17 protein-coding genes, 1 tRNA gene and 1 pseudogene are annotated in these 18,041 nt (G+C 69.0%); 7 read left to right on the top strand and 12 right to left on the bottom strand.

The genetic code is table 11. The annotated features are described in order from the left end of the window. Nucleotides 1-12 precede the first annotated feature (12 nt). The 6 genes and pseudogenes from D1832_RS12340 to metG all read right to left on the bottom strand — a co-directional run bounded on the left by D1832_RS12340 (nt 13) and on the right by metG (nt 7,811). Entirely contained in the window at nt 13-1,836 is a 1,824-nt protein-coding gene (locus D1832_RS12340; protein WP_118914398.1) for an ABC-F family ATP-binding cassette domain-containing protein, read from the bottom strand. 51 nt (nt 1,837-1,887) lie between these two features. Further along, nucleotides 1,888-2,814, bottom strand: a complete 927-nt coding sequence (locus tag D1832_RS12335) for a 4-(cytidine 5'-diphospho)-2-C-methyl-D-erythritol kinase (protein WP_118914396.1) — start codon at nt 2,812-2,814, stop codon at nt 1,888-1,890. 9 nt (nt 2,815-2,823) lie between these two features. Next, entirely contained in the window at nt 2,824-3,732 is a 909-nt protein-coding gene (rsmA, locus tag D1832_RS12330) for a 16S rRNA (adenine(1518)-N(6)/adenine(1519)-N(6))-dimethyltransferase RsmA (protein ID WP_118914394.1), read from the bottom strand. 77 nt (nt 3,733-3,809) lie between these two features. After that, nucleotides 3,810-4,676: a resuscitation-promoting factor gene (locus D1832_RS16025; protein WP_206609400.1), complete on the bottom strand. Its 867-nt coding sequence runs from the start codon at nt 4,674-4,676 to the stop codon at nt 3,810-3,812. A 327-nt stretch (nt 4,677-5,003) separates the two neighbouring features. Beyond that, entirely contained in the window at nt 5,004-5,855 is an 852-nt protein-coding gene (locus D1832_RS12320; RefSeq protein ID WP_118914391.1) for a TatD family hydrolase, read from the bottom strand. A 31-nt stretch (nt 5,856-5,886) separates the two neighbouring features. Further along, a pseudogene (metG, locus tag D1832_RS15895) lies at nt 5,887-7,811 on the bottom strand (methionine--tRNA ligase). A 342-nt stretch (nt 7,812-8,153) separates the two neighbouring features. On the opposite strand from metG, the gene D1832_RS12305 reads away from it, so the two are divergent. From D1832_RS12305 to D1832_RS12295, 3 genes are all read left to right on the top strand, one after another. After that, nucleotides 8,154-8,942: a PDDEXK family nuclease gene (locus D1832_RS12305; RefSeq protein ID WP_118914388.1), complete on the top strand. Its 789-nt coding sequence runs from the start codon at nt 8,154-8,156 to the stop codon at nt 8,940-8,942. Nucleotides 8,943-9,048: 106 nt separating this feature from the next. Then, nucleotides 9,049-9,648, top strand: coding sequence for a DUF4126 domain-containing protein (locus D1832_RS12300; RefSeq protein ID WP_118914387.1), 600 nt, complete (start codon nt 9,049-9,051; stop codon nt 9,646-9,648). Nucleotides 9,649-9,650: 2 nt separating this feature from the next. Continuing rightward, complete coding sequence (locus D1832_RS12295; RefSeq protein WP_118914385.1) at nt 9,651-10,055, top strand: hypothetical protein; 405 nt, start codon at nt 9,651-9,653, stop codon at nt 10,053-10,055. Here D1832_RS12295 and rsmI read toward each other — a convergent pair whose 3' ends face one another. Then, the gene (rsmI, locus tag D1832_RS12290; RefSeq protein WP_118914441.1) at nt 10,056-10,892 is read right to left on the bottom strand and encodes a 16S rRNA (cytidine(1402)-2'-O)-methyltransferase; all 837 of its coding nucleotides are present in this window, start codon (nt 10,890-10,892) and stop codon (nt 10,056-10,058) included. It lies immediately after the preceding gene. A gap of 121 nt (nt 10,893-11,013) precedes the next feature. Between rsmI and D1832_RS12285 the strand changes: the two genes are divergently transcribed. From D1832_RS12285 to D1832_RS12275, 4 genes are all read left to right on the top strand, one after another. After that, on the top strand, nt 11,014-12,705 hold the full coding sequence (locus D1832_RS12285; protein WP_118914384.1) for a dolichyl-phosphate-mannose--protein mannosyltransferase: 1,692 nt from the start codon (nt 11,014-11,016) through the stop codon (nt 12,703-12,705). A gap of 112 nt (nt 12,706-12,817) precedes the next feature. After that, nucleotides 12,818-14,041 carry an amino acid permease gene (locus tag D1832_RS12280; RefSeq protein ID WP_338067326.1) on the top strand — a complete coding sequence of 408 codons (1,224 nt, stop codon included), beginning with the start codon at nt 12,818-12,820 and terminating at the stop codon, nt 14,039-14,041. Then, nucleotides 14,035-14,274, top strand: coding sequence for a hypothetical protein (locus D1832_RS16135; RefSeq protein ID WP_338067325.1), 240 nt, complete (start codon nt 14,035-14,037; stop codon nt 14,272-14,274). The genes D1832_RS12280 and D1832_RS16135 overlap by 7 nt, the downstream gene beginning before the upstream one ends. Nucleotides 14,275-14,409: 135 nt before the next feature. Then, a tRNA-Ala gene (locus D1832_RS12275) sits at nt 14,410-14,482 on the top strand. A gap of 295 nt (nt 14,483-14,777) precedes the next feature. On the opposite strand, the gene D1832_RS12270 is transcribed toward D1832_RS12275, so the two are convergent. The 5 genes from D1832_RS12270 to moaC form a co-directional block, all read right to left on the bottom strand. Next, entirely contained in the window at nt 14,778-15,218 is a 441-nt protein-coding gene (locus D1832_RS12270) for a hypothetical protein (RefSeq protein WP_147362698.1), read from the bottom strand. 233 nt (nt 15,219-15,451) lie between these two features. Further along, entirely contained in the window at nt 15,452-16,402 is a 951-nt protein-coding gene (locus D1832_RS12265) for a hypothetical protein (protein ID WP_118914381.1), read from the bottom strand. Between the two features lie 84 nt (nt 16,403-16,486). Next, a complete protein-coding gene (locus tag D1832_RS12260; RefSeq protein WP_118914379.1) occupies nt 16,487-17,089 on the bottom strand; it encodes a GNAT family N-acetyltransferase in 603 nt (200 codons plus the stop codon). After that, the gene (locus D1832_RS12255) at nt 17,086-17,580 is read right to left on the bottom strand and encodes a MogA/MoaB family molybdenum cofactor biosynthesis protein (RefSeq protein WP_118914378.1); all 495 of its coding nucleotides are present in this window, start codon (nt 17,578-17,580) and stop codon (nt 17,086-17,088) included. The genes D1832_RS12260 and D1832_RS12255 overlap by 4 nt, the downstream gene beginning before the upstream one ends. Then, nucleotides 17,573-18,040, bottom strand: coding sequence for a cyclic pyranopterin monophosphate synthase MoaC (gene moaC / locus D1832_RS12250; protein ID WP_118914376.1), 468 nt, complete (start codon nt 18,038-18,040; stop codon nt 17,573-17,575). The genes D1832_RS12255 and moaC overlap by 8 nt, the downstream gene beginning before the upstream one ends. Between the last annotated feature and the right edge of the window lies 1 nt (nt 18,041).

Raw genomic sequence — 18,041 nt, 5'->3', positions numbered from 1 at the left:
CGTGCGCCGTCGTCAGCTGAGGAGTTCGGCCGCCTCGAGCCACTCGAGCTCGAGGCCCTCCTTCTCCTCGAGCACGGCCTGCAGCTTCACGTTGATCTCGGCGGCCCTGCCGTAGTCGCTCGCCGCGGCGGCGAGTTCGTCGTGCAGCTTCGCCTCGCGGTCGGCCACCTTCGCGAGCTGACGCTCGATGCGCGCCACCGTCTTGCGCGCCTCGCGCTCCTCGGCGGCCGAGACCTGGCGCGCCGGAGCGGCGTCGCCCTCAGCGAGCGATGTCGCGTCGACGCCCTTGGCCGCGGCGCCCTGACGCTCGAACGCCGCCTGCGCCTCGAGGTGGTGCTTGCGCAGTTCGAGGTACTGCTCGACGCCACCGACGAGGTCGAGAATCTTGCCGTCGCCGAGCAGCGCGACCTGACGGTCGCACATACGCTCGAGGAGGTAGCGGTCGTGCGAGACGACGAGCAGGGTGCCCGCCCAGCCGTCGAGCACGTCCTCCATCGACGTCAGCGTCTCGATGTCGAGGTCGTTCGTCGGCTCGTCGAGGAGCAGGACGTTCGGCTCCGCCATGAGCAGCCGCAGGAACTGCAAACGCCGACGCTCGCCACCCGACAGCTCGGAGACGCGCGACTGCTGACGCCCGCCCGAAAACCCGAGCCGCTTCGCCAGCTGCGAGGCGGAGGTCTCCTTGCCGTCGAGCACGATGTAGCTCGCCACGTCAGTGATGGCCTCGATGACGCGCCAGCCCTCCACCGTGTCGAGTTCGCGCACCTCCTGCGTGAGGTACGCGATCTTGACGGTCTTGCCCTCCTTGCGCTTGCCCGCCGACAGCTCCTGCTGCCCGGCGATCGCGCGCAGCAGAGTCGACTTGCCCGCACCGTTCACCCCGACGATGCCCGTGCGCTCACCCGGAGCGAGGCGCCACGTCTGCTTGGCGAGCAGCTCCCGCCCGCCGACGGTGATCGACGCGTCGATGAGGTCGACGACATCCTTGCCCAGGCGCGTCGTCGCGAAGCGCACGAGTTCGACGTCGTTGCGCGGGTCCGGCTCGTTCTTGATGAGCTCGTTCGCGGCGTCGATGCGGAACTTCGGCTTGCTCGTGCGCGCCGGCGCCCCGCGCTGCAGCCACGCGAGTTCCTTGCGCAGCAGGTTCTGCCGACGCTCCTCCGTGACGGCGGCGATGCGCGCCCGCTCGGCCTTCGCGAGGACGAAGGCGGCGTACCCACCCTCGTACTGCTCGACGCGTCCGTCGATGACCTCCCACGTGTTCGTGCTCGTGGCGTCGAGGAACCACCGGTCGTGGGTGATCGTGACGAGCGCCGTACCGGGCCGGTTGCGGCGCGTCGACAGGAAGGTGGCGAGCCACTGGACGCCCTCGACGTCGAGGTGGTTGGTGGGCTCGTCGAGCAGAAGGAGGTCGGGGTCGTCGACGAGGAGGCGCGCGAGCGCGATGCGGCGGCGCTCACCACCCGACTTCGGGCCGACGACGTCGGAGAGCTCCATGCCCGGAATGAGTCCGTTGATGACGTCTCGGATGCGCGCGTCACCGGCCCACTCGTGCTCCGCGCGGTCGCCGACGACGGCGTCGAGCACGGTCGATTCCGGCGGAATCGTGTCGGTCTGGGTCAGCATGCCGAGCGTCAGGCCGTTCGTGCGGGTGAGGCGGCCTCCGTCGACGGCGTGCACGCCCGCGAGCACCTTGAGCAGCGTCGACTTGCCTCCACCGTTGCGGCCCACGATGCCGATGCGGTCGCCGCCGGAGATGCCCAGCGACACGTCGTCGAGCAACTGCTGGGTGCCGAGGGCGAGTGAGATCTTCTCAGCGGAGACGAGGTTGACCATGGCCGCGATTCTCCCCCACCGCGGCGGGCCGCCCAAACCTGAGGGCCTGCGTCAGTCGACGACGAGCACCTGGGCGCCGTGGGGCGTCGAACTGGCGTGGACGAAGTCGTCCGCCAGACCACCGGCTTCCAGCACGCGCCGCAGGGCGACGGCGTCCTGCCGATCCTTGAGCAGGAACGCGACCGTGGGGCCCGAGCCCGACACGAGCGCGCACAGAGCCCCCATCTCGAGGCCCATCTCCATGAGCGGGCGCAGTGACGGCATGAGCGACAGGGCGGCCGACTCGAGGTCGTTGTGCATGGCGAGCGCAACGCCGTGCACGTCACCCGAACGCAGGCTCGCGAGCAAACCGTCGGACGGCTGCGGCTCGGGCACGTCCTCACCCTCGCGCAGCCGGTCACACTCGGCGTACACGGACGGCGTCGAGAGCCCCTCGTGCGTGAGCGCGAACAACCACTCGAAGGTACCGGTGGCGAGCACCGGGACGATCTGCTCGCCGCGGCCCGTACCGAGCGCGGTGCCCCCGGTGAGGGCGAACGGCACGTCGGATCCGAGCTCGGCGGCGATCTCCTCGAGCTCGTGTCGGCGCAGGCCGAGCCCCCACAGGGTGTCGCACGCGACGAGGGTGGCGGCCGCGTCGGCCGAACCGCCGGCCATGCCGCCCGCCACCGGGATGGCCTTGACGATACTGATCGCGCACCGCTCCTCGACGTCGAAGCGCTCGGCGAGCAACGCCGCCGCGCGGTAGGCGAGGTTGGCCTCGTCGGTGGGCACCTTGTCCTCACCCACGCCCGTGACGCTGACGGAGAACTCGGCGTCCGGCGTCACCGTCACCTCGTCGAAGATGTCGACGGCGTGGAACGTGGTGGCGAGGTCGTGGAAACCGTCGTCGCGCAACGGACCGACCCGCAGCTCGAGATTCACCTTGGCGGGAACCCGAACGACGACCCGGGTGGCACGTGCGATCTCAGCGGTCATGCCCCCACCCTATGCACGCGGCGTGTCGCCCATGGCCTCTCGCGCTGCGGCGATGGCCGCGAACTCCTCGATGCCGAGGCGTTCACCGCGGGTACGCGGGTCGATGCCGGCCGCGACGAGCGCCGCCTCGGCCTTGTCGGCACCGCCCGCCCACCCCGCCAGCGCCGCCCGCAGCGTCTTGCGACGCTGCGCGAATGCCGCGTCGATGCAGGCGAAGACGCTCTCGCGCGACGCGCTCGTCGTCGGCGGCTCGCGGCGCGCCATCGCGACGAGACCGGAGTCGACGTTGGGAGCGGGCCAGAAGACGTTGCGTCCGACACGGTCGGCGAGGCGAACGTCGGCGTACCAAGCCGCCTTGACGCTCGGGACACCGTAGACCTTGCTGCCTGGCTCGGCCGCGAGGCGCTGCGCCACCTCCAGCTGCACCATGACGAGCACGCGCTCGAGGGAGGCGAAGAACTCGAGGAAGTTGAGCACCACCGGCACCGACACGTTGTACGGCAGGTTCGCGACGAGCGCCGTCGGCTCGTGCGGCAACGACGTGACCGTGAGCGCGTCGGCCTGGACGAGGGTGAGCTTGTCGGCATCAGCCGGCGCGAACGTCTCGACGGTGGCGGGTAGCTGCGCCGCGAGGTTCGGATCCACCTCGATGGCCGTGACGCCGGCGACCTGCGGCAGCAACGCGAGCGTCAAGGACCCGAGCCCCGGGCCGACCTCGACGACGTGGTCGCCCGGCCCCACCCCGGCGAGGCGCACGATCTTGCGCACCGTGTTCGGGTCGATGACGAAGTTCTGCCCCCACGTCTTCGTCGGGCGAACCCCGAGACGCTCGGCGAGCGCCCGAATGTCAGCGGCCGACAGCAACCCCCGCGTCTCGCCGGGCTCGGTACGTGCAGCCTGCGCGGCGTCGTCAACCATGCGCCCACCCTATCGGGCATGCGAGAAGCGGCCGCCCCCCGAAGGAGACGACCGCTTCGTCACGAACGACCTGTTGGTCAGCGCTTGTGGCAGACCGGCCAAGCGCCCGGGCCCTGCACGGCGAGGACCTTGTCGGCGATCGCCATCTGCTGCGCCGGGGTGGCGAGGTGGGCGCGCGGCGCGTACGCCGTACCGCCGAAGCCGGCCCACGTCTGCTGCGTGAACTGCAGACCACCGTAGAAGCCGTTACCGGTGTTGATGCTCCAGTTGTTGCCCGACTCGCACGAGGCGATGCGGTTCCAGTAGCCGGAGCGCGAGCTGCCGCCGGGAGCAGCGGACTGCTGCTTCTTCGGTGCGGACTGCTGCGTCACAGCCTGACGGGCCTGCGAGCGCGAGACCTGCTTCTGAGCCTGCGGCTGGGCGGCCTGGGCCTGACCCGTGCCGATCGTGATGACGCGGCGCACGGCGCTCTTGGTCACCTTGGAGTCGATCGCCTTCGAGGAGACGACACGCTCGCCCTTCTTGGCGGAGCGGTAGGTGACGGTGGCGGCGCCGTCGCGGCCGGCCTGCGTCACCTTGGACGTGCCCTTGGGCATGTCCTTGCTGTAGACGTAAACCGTCTTGTTCGGGACGGCCTCGACCTGGGTCCAGTTCACGTACGTGAGAGCCGGGGCGGCCTGGCGGGCCTGCGAGCGCGAAGCGCGCTTCGAGTCGTTCTTGGTGGCCTGCGTCTGCTTGGACGTGGCGCTCTCCGACGGCTTCGCCGAGGACGTGCTCGGGGACGGCGTGGAGGAGGAGGTGCTCGACGAGCTCGAGCTGATCGCGGGAACGTCGGACGCCGTGTTCGAGTCGGACGTGCCGCAGGCAGCGAGCGTCGAGGCGGCCGCAACAGCAGCGACGGCGGCGAGCGAGCGGGACGTGGTGCGGCTGGTGAGGTTGGTCATCATGCTCCGATGTCGTAGGTCCCGGCACTGGGCGCACGCGCACGCTGCGGTAACAGCGGGAAGAGGCTGACGTTCCTTAGGAGAACGTGGCCGAAGCCCCCTTCGAGGGGCGGCGCGTCCGGTGATCCAGACTCGGGCGAACCCGATACACCTTGCCGGAAGCACGGGCACGGATCAAACCAAGGTAACGAAAATGTAACGCGAGTCAGGCGGGGCCACTCTGAAACACGCGCTATCGCAGGCGAAAAGCCGTGCGTGTGGCGTTCGTCACATCATCGGCTCCTATCGGTGCCTCGAGCGACTCGGACCTGCCGGGGTACGAGGCGTTCACCACGGTCCGTAGACGCGCTCCGAGTTCTCGCTCAGGGCCGCGCAGAGCGTCGAGACGTCGACGTTCTTGACCTCGGCCAGGGCCCGGACGGTGAGGGGCACGAGCGCGGGGGCGTTCGTCGCGCCACGGTGCGGCGACGGCGTCAGATACGGAGCGTCCGTCTCGACGAGCAGGTTCTCGAGCGGCACCTGGGCCAGGGCGTCGCGCAGATCACGCGCGTTCTTGAACGTGACGACGCCCGCCACCGAGACGTAGTACCCGCGCTCGACGCACTCGCGCGCCATCTCGACGTCACCGCTGAAGCAGTGCAGCACCGTGACGTCCGGCGCGCCATCCTCGGCGAGGATGCGCATGACGTCGTCGTGCGCGTCACGGTCGTGAATCTGCAGTGCCTTGCCGAGCTTCTTCGCGAGGGCGATGTGCCAGCGGAAACCGCTCTGCTGCACGGCGATGCCGTCGGGGCCGGTGCGGAAGTAGTCGAGGCCCGTCTCCCCCACCGCGCGCACCCGGGAGTGCTGGGCGATGCGCTCGATCTCGACGTACGCCGCGTCCAACTCGCCCGCCTCGGCGAGCTTCGGCACCTCGTTGGGGTGCAGCGCGACCGCGCCGAGAAGCTCGGGGTGCTCGTCGATGACGCGTTCGGTGAAGCGCGCTCCGTCGAGATCGCACCCGACCTGCACCATGCGGTCGACGCCGACCGCCACCGCTTCGTCGATCGTGCGGCGAACGTCGGGCTTCGGCGCCCCGTCACGGCTGATGTCGAGGTGCGTGTGGTTGTCGACGACGGCCAGCGGCAACGGTTGAGGCGCCTCCGGCTTGTCGCGGTACGTGCGGTTCTCGTCGTTCATCGCCCCTCCTCGCGGGGTGTTCGCCCTCGGCTCAGGCCGAGGCGTTCATCCGCTCGAGTTCCTCGTCGACGACCGACGGGTCGAACTTCTTGAACGCGGGCTTCGGCTTGGCGACCGGCGTGCCCGGCGTGATGTCGCGCGGCTGCCAGCACGGCGTGTTCGAGTACTCGCCCGTGATGATGCGGTACGGGCGGCCGTCGTCGAGGTCGGTGACCTCCTTCGCCACCGGCATCGGCATGAACTCGCCCTCGCCGCCCATGACCTCGTGCACGAGGTTGGCCGAGAACGGCACGAACGGCGCCATCATCGTGTTGAGGTCGACGACACACTGAGCCAGCGTGTGCAGCACCGTCGCGAGACGTTCGCGCTGATCGTCGCCCTTGAGCTTGAACGGCTCCGTCACGGTGACGTAGCGGTTGGCCTCACCGACGAGGCGCATCGTCTCCGTGAGCGCCGCCTTGAGTCGGTTGCGCTCGATGAGCGATCCGACGGTGGCGAAGCCGCCGCGCACCTGCTCGAGCACGGCGCGATCGACGTCGTCCAGCTCGCCCGGGGACGGGATCTCACCGAAGTTCTTGTGGATCATGTTCGCCGTGCGGTTGACGAGGTTGCCCCAGCCCGCGACGAGCTCGGAGTTGTTGCGCTGCACGAACTCTGCCCACGTGAAGTCGGCGTCCTGCGCCTCCGGCCCGGCCGCACAGATGAAGTAGCGCAGCGGATCCGGGCCGTAACGCTCCACGACGTCCTTGACGTAGATGACGTGCCCGCGGCTCGTGGAGAACTGCTTGCCCTCCATCGTCATGAACTCGGAACTCACGACCTCGCTGGGCAACTCCAGGCGACCGAACTCGCTCACCGAACCGCCCTTCGAGCCCTCACCGTTCGCACCGAGAAGCTCCGCGGGCCAGATCTGACTGTGGAAGGTGATGTTGTCCTTCCCCATGAAGTACTTCGCGATGATCGCTCCTTCGTCGCGATCATGCGAAGTACTTCTGATGTCTTCTGGGCGCCGCTCCTCGCTGCGCTCGTCGCGTCACCGGTGCTCGCTTCGCTCGCGGCCGCGGTCTGGTCGACGAGCTGGCCCGCCACGTCGGCGTTCCACCACTCGCGCCACTTGTCGGGCTCGCCGAGACGGCGCGCCCACTCGATGGACGCCGACAGGTAGCCGACGACGGCGTCGAACCACACGTAGAGGCGCTTCGTCGGCAGGTCGCGCCAGCCGTCGAGCGGCACCGGGATACCCCAGTCGATGTCGCGCGTCATGGCGCGCGGACGGATCTCCTTGAGGATGTTCTGGCTGAACTTGATGACGTTCGGGCGCCACGAGCCCTCCGCCTCACGGCCGTCGAGCCACGCCGCGAGGGCGTCGGCGAGGGCCGGAAGGTCGAGGAAGAAGTGTTGCGTCTCGATGAACTCCGGCGTCTCGCCGTTGATCTTCGACTTCGGGTCGATGAGATCGGTGGGGTCGAGCTGGTTACCGCAGTTGTCGCACTGATCGCCGCGCGCCTCGGGGTACTTGCAGATCGGGCAGGTGCCCTCGATGTAGCGGTCGGGTAGCGTGCGGCCGGTCGACGGGCTGATGGCGCCGCTCGTCGTCTGCTCCACCATGTAACCGTTCTCATACAGGGCGAGGAACAGTTTCTGCACGACGTCGTAGTGGTTGGCCGTCGTCGTGCGGGTGAACAGGTCGTACGACAGGCCGAGGCCGACGAGGTCGTCGACGATGATGCTCGCGTTCTCGTCCGCGAACTCCTGCGGGGTCTTGCCCGCCTTCTCCGCCATGATGACGATCGGGGTGCCGTGCTCGTCCGTACCCGACACCATGAGGACGTCGTGGCCGGCCATCCGCATGTAGCGGCTGTAGACATCGGAGGGCACACCGAATCCGGCGACGTGCCCGATGTGACGGGGGCCGTTGGCATACGGCCAGGCAACAGCGGAAAGCACCTTGGTCATGCGGGCCAGTCTAGGAGGCGCCGACAAATCAGCTCCGTGGCGTTCACGACAACCCGATTCTGTAGACGTTGCGCGTCATATATGACGCGCAACGTCTACAGAATCGGGTTGTCCACAGGGGCTCTGCGGGCGGGCCGCTGCTCTGGTCACTCTGGGGTGCATGGAGTCCTCGTCCCGGCTGGTCGCCGAACTCGCGCGTGAGTTGGCGACGCCGACGTTCGGCGTCGTGTCGCGGCGGCAACTGAACGCCGCCGGCATCGATCGTCACGCGATACGGACGCAGGTTCGTGCCGGGCGGTGGTCACCCCACGGCGCCCACGCCCTTCGAATCCACGACGCACCGTGGTGCCCGGTTCGGAGCGTGATCATCAGCAGCGTTCTCAATGCCGCGCCTCGGCGTGGGCCGACGGTGAGGCGGCCCTCGTCCTCGCGGGCTTCGAGGGATGGCGCTCGTCGCGTATCGACGTCGGGCTTCCGCGAGGCTCACGAGGGCGCGCCGAGGGCGCTGTTCCGCCGGATGCCGAGTCCGGGTTCTCGCGCGGCGGGCCGCGCAGCGCGACGATCCACCACCACTGCCTGGCAGCCGTTCCGCGACTCCTGCCGCACCCCGTCGCCCGGGCGCACCCGTCCGTTGCCGCACTCCGTGCTGCAGCGTGGGCTGCGAGCGATCGGCAGGCCGCAACGCTCCTCGCGATGACGGTGCAGCAGCGCATCGTCCGCGCCGATCAGCTCGTCGACGCCCTCACGCTCCTACCGAAGCTGCCGCGTCGCGCGCTCATCACGGGGGTCCTTGCCGACATCACGGGCGGGAGTGAATCGATGGGTGAGCTCGACTTCGTCCGCGCATGCCGCCGCCGACGGTTGCCTGTGCCGAGCCGTCAGGTCACGCGTCACGGCGTCGGTGGCCGGATCCACCTCCATGTGCTCTGGGAGGAGGCCGGTCTCGTCGTCGAGGTGGACGGCGCGCACCACTTCGTCGGCGACGCCCCGATTGCGGACGCGCTGCGTCAGAACGACGTGATGCTCCAGAACCTCACTGCGCTACGCATCCCGCGCCTGGCGCTCCGGGTCAATCCCGAACCGTTCTTCGCCCAGATCGAACGAATCCTCACGGACCGAGGGATTCTGTAGACGTTGCGCGTCATATAAGACGCCGAACGTCTACAGAATCGGGGAATAGGGGTGCGTGTGCCACAGTTGTCGCAATGTTTTGACGCTTTGACGACAAGGAACGCCCATGTTCGCTGCACTGACCGGTGCGGGACTCTCCGCTGCGGCAGGCCTCAACGCCTACATCCCGTTCCTCCTCGTGGCGCTCCTCGCGCGCTTCACGGACGTCGTCAACCTGCCCGCCGGATTCGAGTGGGTCGAGAGCACGTGGGCCATCGTCATCGGGGCGGTTCTTCTCATCGGCGAGGTGGTCGTGGACAAGATCCCGGCCCTCGACTCCGTCAATGACGCCCTCGGCACCGTCGTGCGTCCCGCGTCCGGCGCCGTCGTGTTCGCCGCCACCGCCGCGGCCGCCGACCTCGACAGCTCCGCCTGGATGACCGATCACCCGTGGGTCGGCCTCATCGGCGGCGCCATCGTCGCGGGCATCTTCCACACCGGCAAGGCTGCGGCCCGACCCGTCGCGAACGCCGGAACGGCGGGCTTCGCCGCCCCTGTCCTGTCCACCGCCGAGGACGCCGCCGCCATCACCCTGAGCCTCGCCGCCGTCTTCGCGCCGGTGCTGGCTCTCGTCCTGCTGCTCCTCGTCGCGTGGATGCTCTGGCGCAGCGTCGTGCGCATGCGTGAGCGACGAGCCGATCGGCGCCGCGCCGCCGGGGTGGTCTGACGATGGCCTTCCCCCGACTCGACCGCGACCCTGACATCGAAGGTCGCATCCGACGCCGTCGGCGTATCCGCAACGTCCTCGTCGGAGCCGTCTTGGCGGTCACCGTCATTGCCGGCGTGCAGACGTGGCGCAACCTCACCCACGAGAAGTCGACGGCGCACGTGGCGACGAAGACGGTCACCGTCATCTCCGCCGAGCGCAAGGGCGACGACGTTCACGTCCGCGCCCGCCTCGACGCGCCGTCACCTGCGGGCACCTCGCACGAACTCGAGGGCGTCGTGCCGGCGTCGACGTGGAACCTGACGAAGGTGCTGTGGGCGTGCTACCCGCCGAGCGACCCCGACCGCGGTGAACTGCGCACTCCGCTCGACCCCGACTGCACGAACTTCGTCAAGAACCTCGACTGATCAGCGAGCCGCGATGCTCGCGTCGTAGAGCGCCTTCTTCGACAGGCCCGTGGCCTCCGCGACCTGGGCACACGCGTCCTTGAGGCGCACGCCGCCACTTGCGAGATCGAGCACGGTGGCGACGCCGTCCTCGAGCGAAACCTCCTTCGCAGCACCGCCTTCGACGACGACGGTGATCTCACCCCGCGCCCCCTCGACGGCCCATTCGGCGAGTTCCGCGAGCCCGCCGCGGCGCACCTCCTCGTACGTCTTCGTCAGCTCACGGCAGACGGCGGCACGACGCTCGCCGCCGAACGCCTCCGCCATCGCCTCGAGCGTCGCGGCCAAGCGATGCGGCGCCTCGAAGAAGACCATCGTGCGCTGCTCGTCCGCGAGGCCCGCCAGCATGCGCGAACGCTCCCCCGCCTTGCGCGGCGGGAACCCCTCGAAGCAGAACCGATCGACGGGCAGGCCCGACACCGCGAGCGCCATGAGCACAGCTGACGGCCCGGGCACACACGTCACCGCGAGGTCGCGCTCGACACACGCCGCGACGAGGCGATACCCCGGGTCGGAGACGCTCGGCATACCGGCGTCCGTGACGAGCAGGACGCGCTCGCCCGCGGCGACGCGCTCGACGATCTCCGGCGTGCGGCGGGCTTCGTTGTGCTCGTGGTAGCTCAGCATCGTGCCTCTCGGCGTGACGCCGAGGGCGTCGCACAGGCGCTTCGTGCGGCGCGTGTCCTCGGCCAGGACGACCGGCGCATCGGTGAGTTCCTGCGCGAGGCGCGGCGCGGCGTCTGCGGGGTCACCGATCGGGGTGGCGGCCAAGACGAGGGCGCCCTCGGACGACGAGATCTGCTTCACCGGCCCATCGTGTCACGGCTCGTGCACGCGCTCCGGTCGCACCGATTAGGCTCGGGGCGCAAGGTTCCACGCCCGGCGCACGCCGCCGGACGACCTCTGAGGACGGCCCACGGTGAATGCGAGCACGAGCGTCGAGCCCGACGACGAATCGGCGACTGCCGAGCCCGCCACCGGCGTTTCGCGCGAAGAACTCGATCTGCGCCGCCGTCTGCTCGGCGAACCGCTCACCGCGAAGGCGAAGCTGTGGGGCTGGATCGGCCCCCTGATCGTCACCGTTCTGGCCGGGTTCCTCCGCCTGTGGGATCTCGGGCGACCGCACCAGCTCGTGTTCGACGAGACGTATTACGTCAAGCAGGGCTGGTCGATGATGCTCTACGGGCACGAGCGCAAGGTGCCCGAGAACATGCCCGAGCCCGACGCGTTCTTCACGCACAACCAGGTCGCCACCGTCTACGGGCCGGAGCCGGACTTCATCGTCCACCCGCCGTTCGGCAAGTGGGTCATCGGCGCCGGTGAGCACCTGTTCGGCATCACATCGTCGTTCGGGTGGCGCATCTCCGTCGCGCTCGCCGGCACGCTTGCGGTGCTCCTCGTCGGGCGTGCCGCCTGGCACCTGTTCCGTTCCGCCACCCTCGCGACGATCGCCGCGATCCTCACCGCGTTCGAGGGCATGGAGTTCGTCATGTCGCGCACGTCGGTGCTCGACGGGCTCGTCAGCTTCTGGGCGCTCGCCGCGTTCGTCGCGATCCTCGCCGACCGCGACCGCACCCGTCGCCTGCTCGCCCACAAGGTCGCCACGCTCAAGAACGACGGCACGTGGGACGGCGACGACAAGATCGGCCAGCGGCTGCGCCTCGGCGGGCCGTCGCTCGGTCTGCGTCCGTGGCGTTGGGTCGCCGCCGTCTGCCTGGGCCTCGGCATGGCGACGAAGTGGTCGGACGGCTTCTACCTCGTCGTCCTCGGGCTCGTGAGCGTCTTCTGGGATCTGGGCGCCCGCCGCGCCATCGGGGCGCGCCGCTGGTTCTCGAGCACGATCGTCAAGGACGGCTTCACCGGCGCGCTCATCATGGTGCCCGTGGCCTGCCTGACGTACCTGGTCACCTGGGCCGGCTGGCTGCGCTCCACCGACGGTTGGGGTCGTCACTGGGCCGAACAGAACCCCGCGACGAAGGACACCGGCTTCTCGCCCGACTCGAGCCTCTTCGGGTGGATGCCGGACGCCCTGCGGAGCCTGTGGCAGTACCACATCCAGATGTACGACTCGGCGAAGAGCATCACCTCGCCGCACACCTACCAGTCGAACCCGTGGACCTGGATGGCGCAGACGCGCCCCACGTCGTTCTTCTACGAGAGCCCGGCCAGGGGCGTCGAGGGGTGCGGCGTCAACGAGTGCTCGAAGGCCATCACGTCGCTCGGCAACGTGAGCATCTGGTGGGCCGGTATCGGCGCCATCCTCGTGTGCCTGTTCATGTGGGCGCTGCGCCGCGACTGGCGCCCCGGCGTCCTGCTCGCCCTCATCGCGGCCGGCTGGCTGCCCTGGTTCGGCTACCAGGAGCGCACGATCTTCACGTTCTACGCCGTCGTTTTCGCGCCCTACGTCATCCTCGCGGTGACGTACTGTCTCGGCCTCATCCTCGGCCCGGCGCACGCCTCGCTCAAGCGTCGACGTATCGGCGCGGGGGTGGTCGGCGCGTACGTCGTGCTGGCCGTCGGCGTCTTCATCTTCTTCTGGCCGATCTACACGGCCCAGGTCATCCCGCACAGTCACTGGAGCTGGCGGATGTGGCTACCGTCCTGGATCTGACGGGCCCTCGGCGTCGGGGCCCGAGCACGTCAGGTCACGATCCCGGCACGATCGCCGAAACTTCGATTGTGCATATTGCCGTGGTGCAGGTGCCGGGTGCAGAGTGCGACGCATGAACGCACCCCAGCCTGTCTCCGACGGACCGTCGGCCCTGAGCAGCGGCCTCAAGCCGCGGCACGTCACGATGATCTCGATCGCGGGCGTCATCGGCGCCGGCCTCTTCGTCGGTTCGGCCGCAGCGATCAAGCTCGCCGGCCCGTCCGTTCTCATCTCCTACGCGCTCGCCGGGACGCTCGTCGTCCTCGTCATGCGCATGCTCGGCGAGATGGCGACGGCGAACCCCGACTCGGGTTCCTTCTCCGTCTACGCCGACCGCGCGCTGGGGCGCTGGGCCGGGTTCTCGATCGGCTGGCTGTACTGGTGGTTCTGGGTGCTCGTCATCCCGGTCGAGGCCACGGCCGGCGCGAAGATCCTCTCCGGCTGGATCGACTGGCCCCAGTGGGTGTTCGCGCTCATCATCACGGCACTGCTCACGGTGACGAACCTGTTCTCCGTCGCGAACTACGGCGAGTTCGAGTTCTGGTTCGCGCTCGTCAAGGTGCTCGCCATCGTCGGGTTCATCGGCCTCGGTATGTTTGCGATTCTCGGGCTGCTCCCCGGTTCACACACATCCGGCTTGAGCGGCTTCATCGACTACGGCTTCTTCGCCGACGGCTGGAGCGGCGTGCTCGCGGCCATGCTCACAACGATGTTCACGTTCATGGGCACGGAGATCGTGACGATCGCCGCGGCGGAGTCGAACAACCCCGTCGAGGGCATCCGCAAAGCCGTGAACTCCGTCATCTGGCGTATTTCGCTGTTCTACCTGGGCTCGATCTTCGTCGTCATCGCGCTGACGAAGTGGAACAGCGCTTCGCTGCAGGAGAACGGATCCTACCAGGAGGCGCTCAACAACATGGGGTTGAGCAAGTTGGCGACGGTGCTCGCGTTCGTCATCCTGACGGCGGTTGCGTCGTGTCTGAACTCGGCGCTCTACACGGCCAGCCGCATGGTTTACAGCCTCGGTCAGCGCGGCGACGCACCGAAGGCCTTCGCCTCGACGAACAAGCGCGGCGTGCCGCAGGTGGCCATCCTGGCGTCCGTGGCGGTGGGCTTCCTCGCGGTGTTCGGCAACTATCTGCTGCCCGAGAAGATCTTCACGTACCTGCTGTCGACGTCTGGCGCGATCGCACTGTTCGTCTACATCGTCATCGCCGTGACGCAGCTGCGCGCACGTGCGGCGATAGACAAGGCGGGCGCCGCCCGGCCGTCCGCATGTGGGCGTTCCCGGTGTTGACGTACCTGACGATCGCGTTCATCGTGTTCACGCTGAGCGCGATGGCGCTGCGCGAGGACCAGCAGCTCAACCTGTTCCTGACGCTCGGCCTCGCGGCCGTCGTCATCGGGGTCGGTGTGGCGAAGCACGGCTTCCGTGGGGGCAGCGAGGACGAGATCATCAGGGCCGTCGAGTCGGCCGATACTGCCGAGGTGGCCGACGACGTCGCGACGTCCGGGCCGCCGAGGGTCTGACGCTCGGCCTTGCTCGTTCGGGCGGGCCCGCTCCTCGTTCGCGGAGGGCGGGCCCCGTTGTGTGCGCGAGGTCTCGGCTCGCCGACACCGGTTGGCCGAGTGTTCACCTCGGTGGTAACGTGTCACTCGCTTCAAGGGGCTATGGCGCAGTTGGTAGCGCGTCTCGTTCGCAATGAGAAGGTCTGGGGTTCGAATCCCCATAGCTCCACTTGAACAGCACGAAGGCCCTGCGGCACGCTTTTCGCCGCGGGGCCTTCGTGCTGTTCATCTAAGAACTCTGTGATTCGAGGAGGAGGGCGAGCGCCAGCGAGCCCGACGGAGTCCCCATAGCGCGCGGAGGGGAACCCACCCCAGTGGCCGCCTCCCGCAAGAAGGGCCGAAACTTCCCTTCTTGCGCGCAACCCGGCCCCTTGGACACCACAAGGGAAGGATCCTTGCCACCCTGTGCAGGAGCTGCGAGGGCGAGCGTCAGACACCCGGTCGACATCTCCGAGACACCCGCGTCATCTTCGCGTGGACGTCGCCCCGCGCTGGCCGCGCACGATGCTCCTCACGGCGAACGTCTCGGGGATCAGCCGGACGAGTAGCGCCAGCGGGATGAGCAGGTGGCCGTACGCACTCGGCCGGTCCCAGCTGTACTGGCCGGAGCCGAGACGGTTCACCTCGACTTCCTCCCCCACCCGCCTCTCACCCTCGATGAACCCCAGCCGGCGATCATCGAGATAGATCGCCAGCCGCGGAGACTTTCCTGCCCCGCCGCCCGAGAACCGGTCCGTGACCACGCCGTGCACCTTCACCGGCTCGGTGGCGCGGTCTTGCACGGCCTGAAGCCAGGCCATCGCTCCGATGCCGCAGAACGCCACGGTGGCGAAGGCGAGCAACCCGATGAGGAACACTGCGGCCGATCGCTTCATCGGCGGGTCGGTCGTCGTGCACGATGACATGGCCGAAATCTTACGAATCCTGGACGCGGCCACCCGACTCAGGCACCCCTCGTCTGCAGAACTCACAACCTTGGGCCTTGTTCGCCGAACATGGCCGTCGGCAGGCCTACAACGCCCAACCTTGGGAGTTTTCCGCCGCCACAGGGCGACCCACGCAGCAGCCGACCCGCGACAGACGAAGGCGCCCACCGCTTCACAGCGATGGGCGCCTTCGTCAGGACGTTGCGGCGGGGTCAGCCGGCGCGGTAGACCTCGGGCAGTTCGTCGTAGTCCTCGTCGAGGGCCATGCCATCGAAGGGAATCTCGTCGACGGGTGCGTTCTCGTAGCGGGCGGCGAGCGGGCGGGTGTCTGTCTCGTCGACCGTGGCCGCAGGCGCAACCTCCTCGCGCTCTGCCTTGGCCTTCATCGTGTACGTCGGGCGCGGGACGTCGACCGGCGCCCACTGGCGCGCGTCGAACACCTCGGCCTCGGCCTTCGCGACGGCGTCCGTGTGCGTCTCGGTCTCGACGACCTCGACAGCTTCCTCACGCTCGACCGGCGTCTGCGCAACGAGCGGCGAACGCTTCGTCGAGGTGGCAGCCGGAGCGGCAGCCTTCGCGGTCGGCGCCGCCGCGGCGGACTTCGTCGCACCCTCGGCGGACGCCTTGGGCGCGTGCGCCGGACGAGCGACCGGCTTGGCCGCGCGAGCCTGACGTGCCGCGATGGCGCTGCGGCGCAGCCACACGACGACGCCACCGACAGCAGCGAGACCGAGCAGCGGCGTCCACGCCGGCACGACACCGAACGGCGCGAGCACGACGGTGAGCACGAGGAGTGCCAGAGCGGCGAGGAGCGCGCTGGCCTTCACCTCCGGGGAAGAGAGGGAAAGACCACCGACGCGCTTCGTCGCCTTCGACGTGGAAGTGGCAGCAGGAGCGACCGATTCGGTGCCAGCAGCGTCAGCAGCGGGCTTGGCACCCTTGACCGAGACCTGGGGGCGAAGCAGCGTCGGCTTCGCCTCCTCGTCGCGACGAGTCGCTTGCGCCTTCACCGGCGTTCGACGTTCGAGCATCCTCATCGCCTCCGAGAATCGGTCGACGGTGCGGGCCGTTGCGAGGTCTTCGCGGCGCCGCACCCAGTGCTGGAGCATGGAGGCAGCCCACACGGCAAAGATGACGAAGAAAATCAGGCTGCTGGATCTCACGTCACAAAGGCTATGGGTCGAACACATCACAACGAGTGAGACACGCCGGGCGTGTCGCGCCTCGTTCCTGACGGGTTTCGGGTATCAGCCCGAAAGTCGCCCCACGAGACCGCCCGCACCGACCTCGTCGGCCGTCACCGCGAAGGTGCGGTGATCACGCCACTCCCCCGCGATGTGAAGGAAAGAACGGCGCACGCCCTCGTCGCGGAGTCCGAGTTTCTCCACCACCCGAAGCGAATTGACGTTCTCGGGGCGCACGTTGATCTCGATGCGGTGCAACCGTTCGACGCCGAAGCAGTGGTCGATCGCCATGGCCACCGCGGCCGGCGTGATGCCTCGGCCCGCGTATCGCTCGGCGATCCAGTACCCGATGGTGCCGCCTTGCTGGGCGCCGCGCACGATACTGAACACGTGCACCTGACCCGCCAGGCGCCCGTCGACGGTGAGTACCCACGGCAGCAGCCGTCCCGCGCGCCCTTCGGCGTCCTGGAAGGCGATGGCCTTGCGGTAACTCAACGCCTGCTGCGGGTAGGGGTTCGTCGAATCCCACGGCCCCGTCCACGCGCTGCTCTCGCGGCGCAACGCGCTCCACTCCTCGCGGTCACGACGAGGATGTAGGGGCCGCAACTCGATGCGCGAACCGCTCCAGGCGCCACCGATCGTCACCGGCCACGGACGTCGGCTCAATGCGCACCGCCGTGCAACTGGTCGAGAACGTGGTCGATGACACCGTCGAGCACGGCGAGGCCGTCCTTCACGCCGCCCTTCGACCCAGGCAGATTGACGACGAGCGCCCGGCCCGTCGCGTTGGCCGACGCGGCAACGCCGGCGAGACCGCGCGACAGAACCGCCGTCGGGAGGCCCGCCGCAACACCGCGAGCGCGCACCGCCTCGGCGAGACCTGGAAGGTCGGCCAACAGGTGGGGGCGCGTCTGCTCCGGGGTGGCGTCGCTCGGCGCGACGCCGGTGCCACCCGTGGTGATGACAACGTCGGCGCCCACGCCGAGGGCCGCGCCGATCGCGGCGCCCACCGCGTCGCCGTCGGGCACGACCTGGGAGGCGACCTCGAATCCCCGGCCCTCGAGCCAGCTCACGATGGCCGGCCCCGTCTCGTCCTCGTACTGCCCCGCGGCGGCGCGCGTGGAGCACGTCACGACGACGGCGCGAGCATCACTCATGCCAGTCACCGCTTCGGCCACCCGACTTCGCGACGACCCGCACGTCCGTGATGCGCGCGTGCCTGTCGACGGCCTTGACCATGTCGATGAGCGCGAGCGCCGCGACGCTGACGCAGGTGAGCGCCTCCATCTCGATGCCGGTGCGGTCGGCGGTGACCACCGTGGCGCGGATGTCGACGCCGTCGTCAGAGACGTCGAGATCGACCTCGACTCCGTGCACGGCGATGGGGTGCGCGAGCGGGATGAGCTCCGGGGTGCGCTTGGCCGCCTGAAGGCCCGCGATACGCGCGACGGCGATAGCGTCACCCTTGGGCACTGCGCCGTCCCGCAGAGCGGCAATGGCGTCGGGGTGCAGGAGCACCCGCCCGGCGGCCGAGGCAGAGCGCTGCGTCACGGCCTTGCCCGCCACGTTGACCATGTGCGCGCTGCCGTCGGCCCGCACGTGCGTGAGATCGCTCATG

It is taken from the genome of Dermacoccus abyssi, assembly GCF_003515945.1.
In the GTDB taxonomy this organism is placed as follows: domain Bacteria; phylum Actinomycetota; class Actinomycetes; order Actinomycetales; family Dermatophilaceae; genus Dermacoccus; species Dermacoccus abyssi.
The sequence above is the reverse complement of the archived record's forward strand: the minus strand, read 5'-3'. Positions and strand labels throughout refer to the sequence as shown.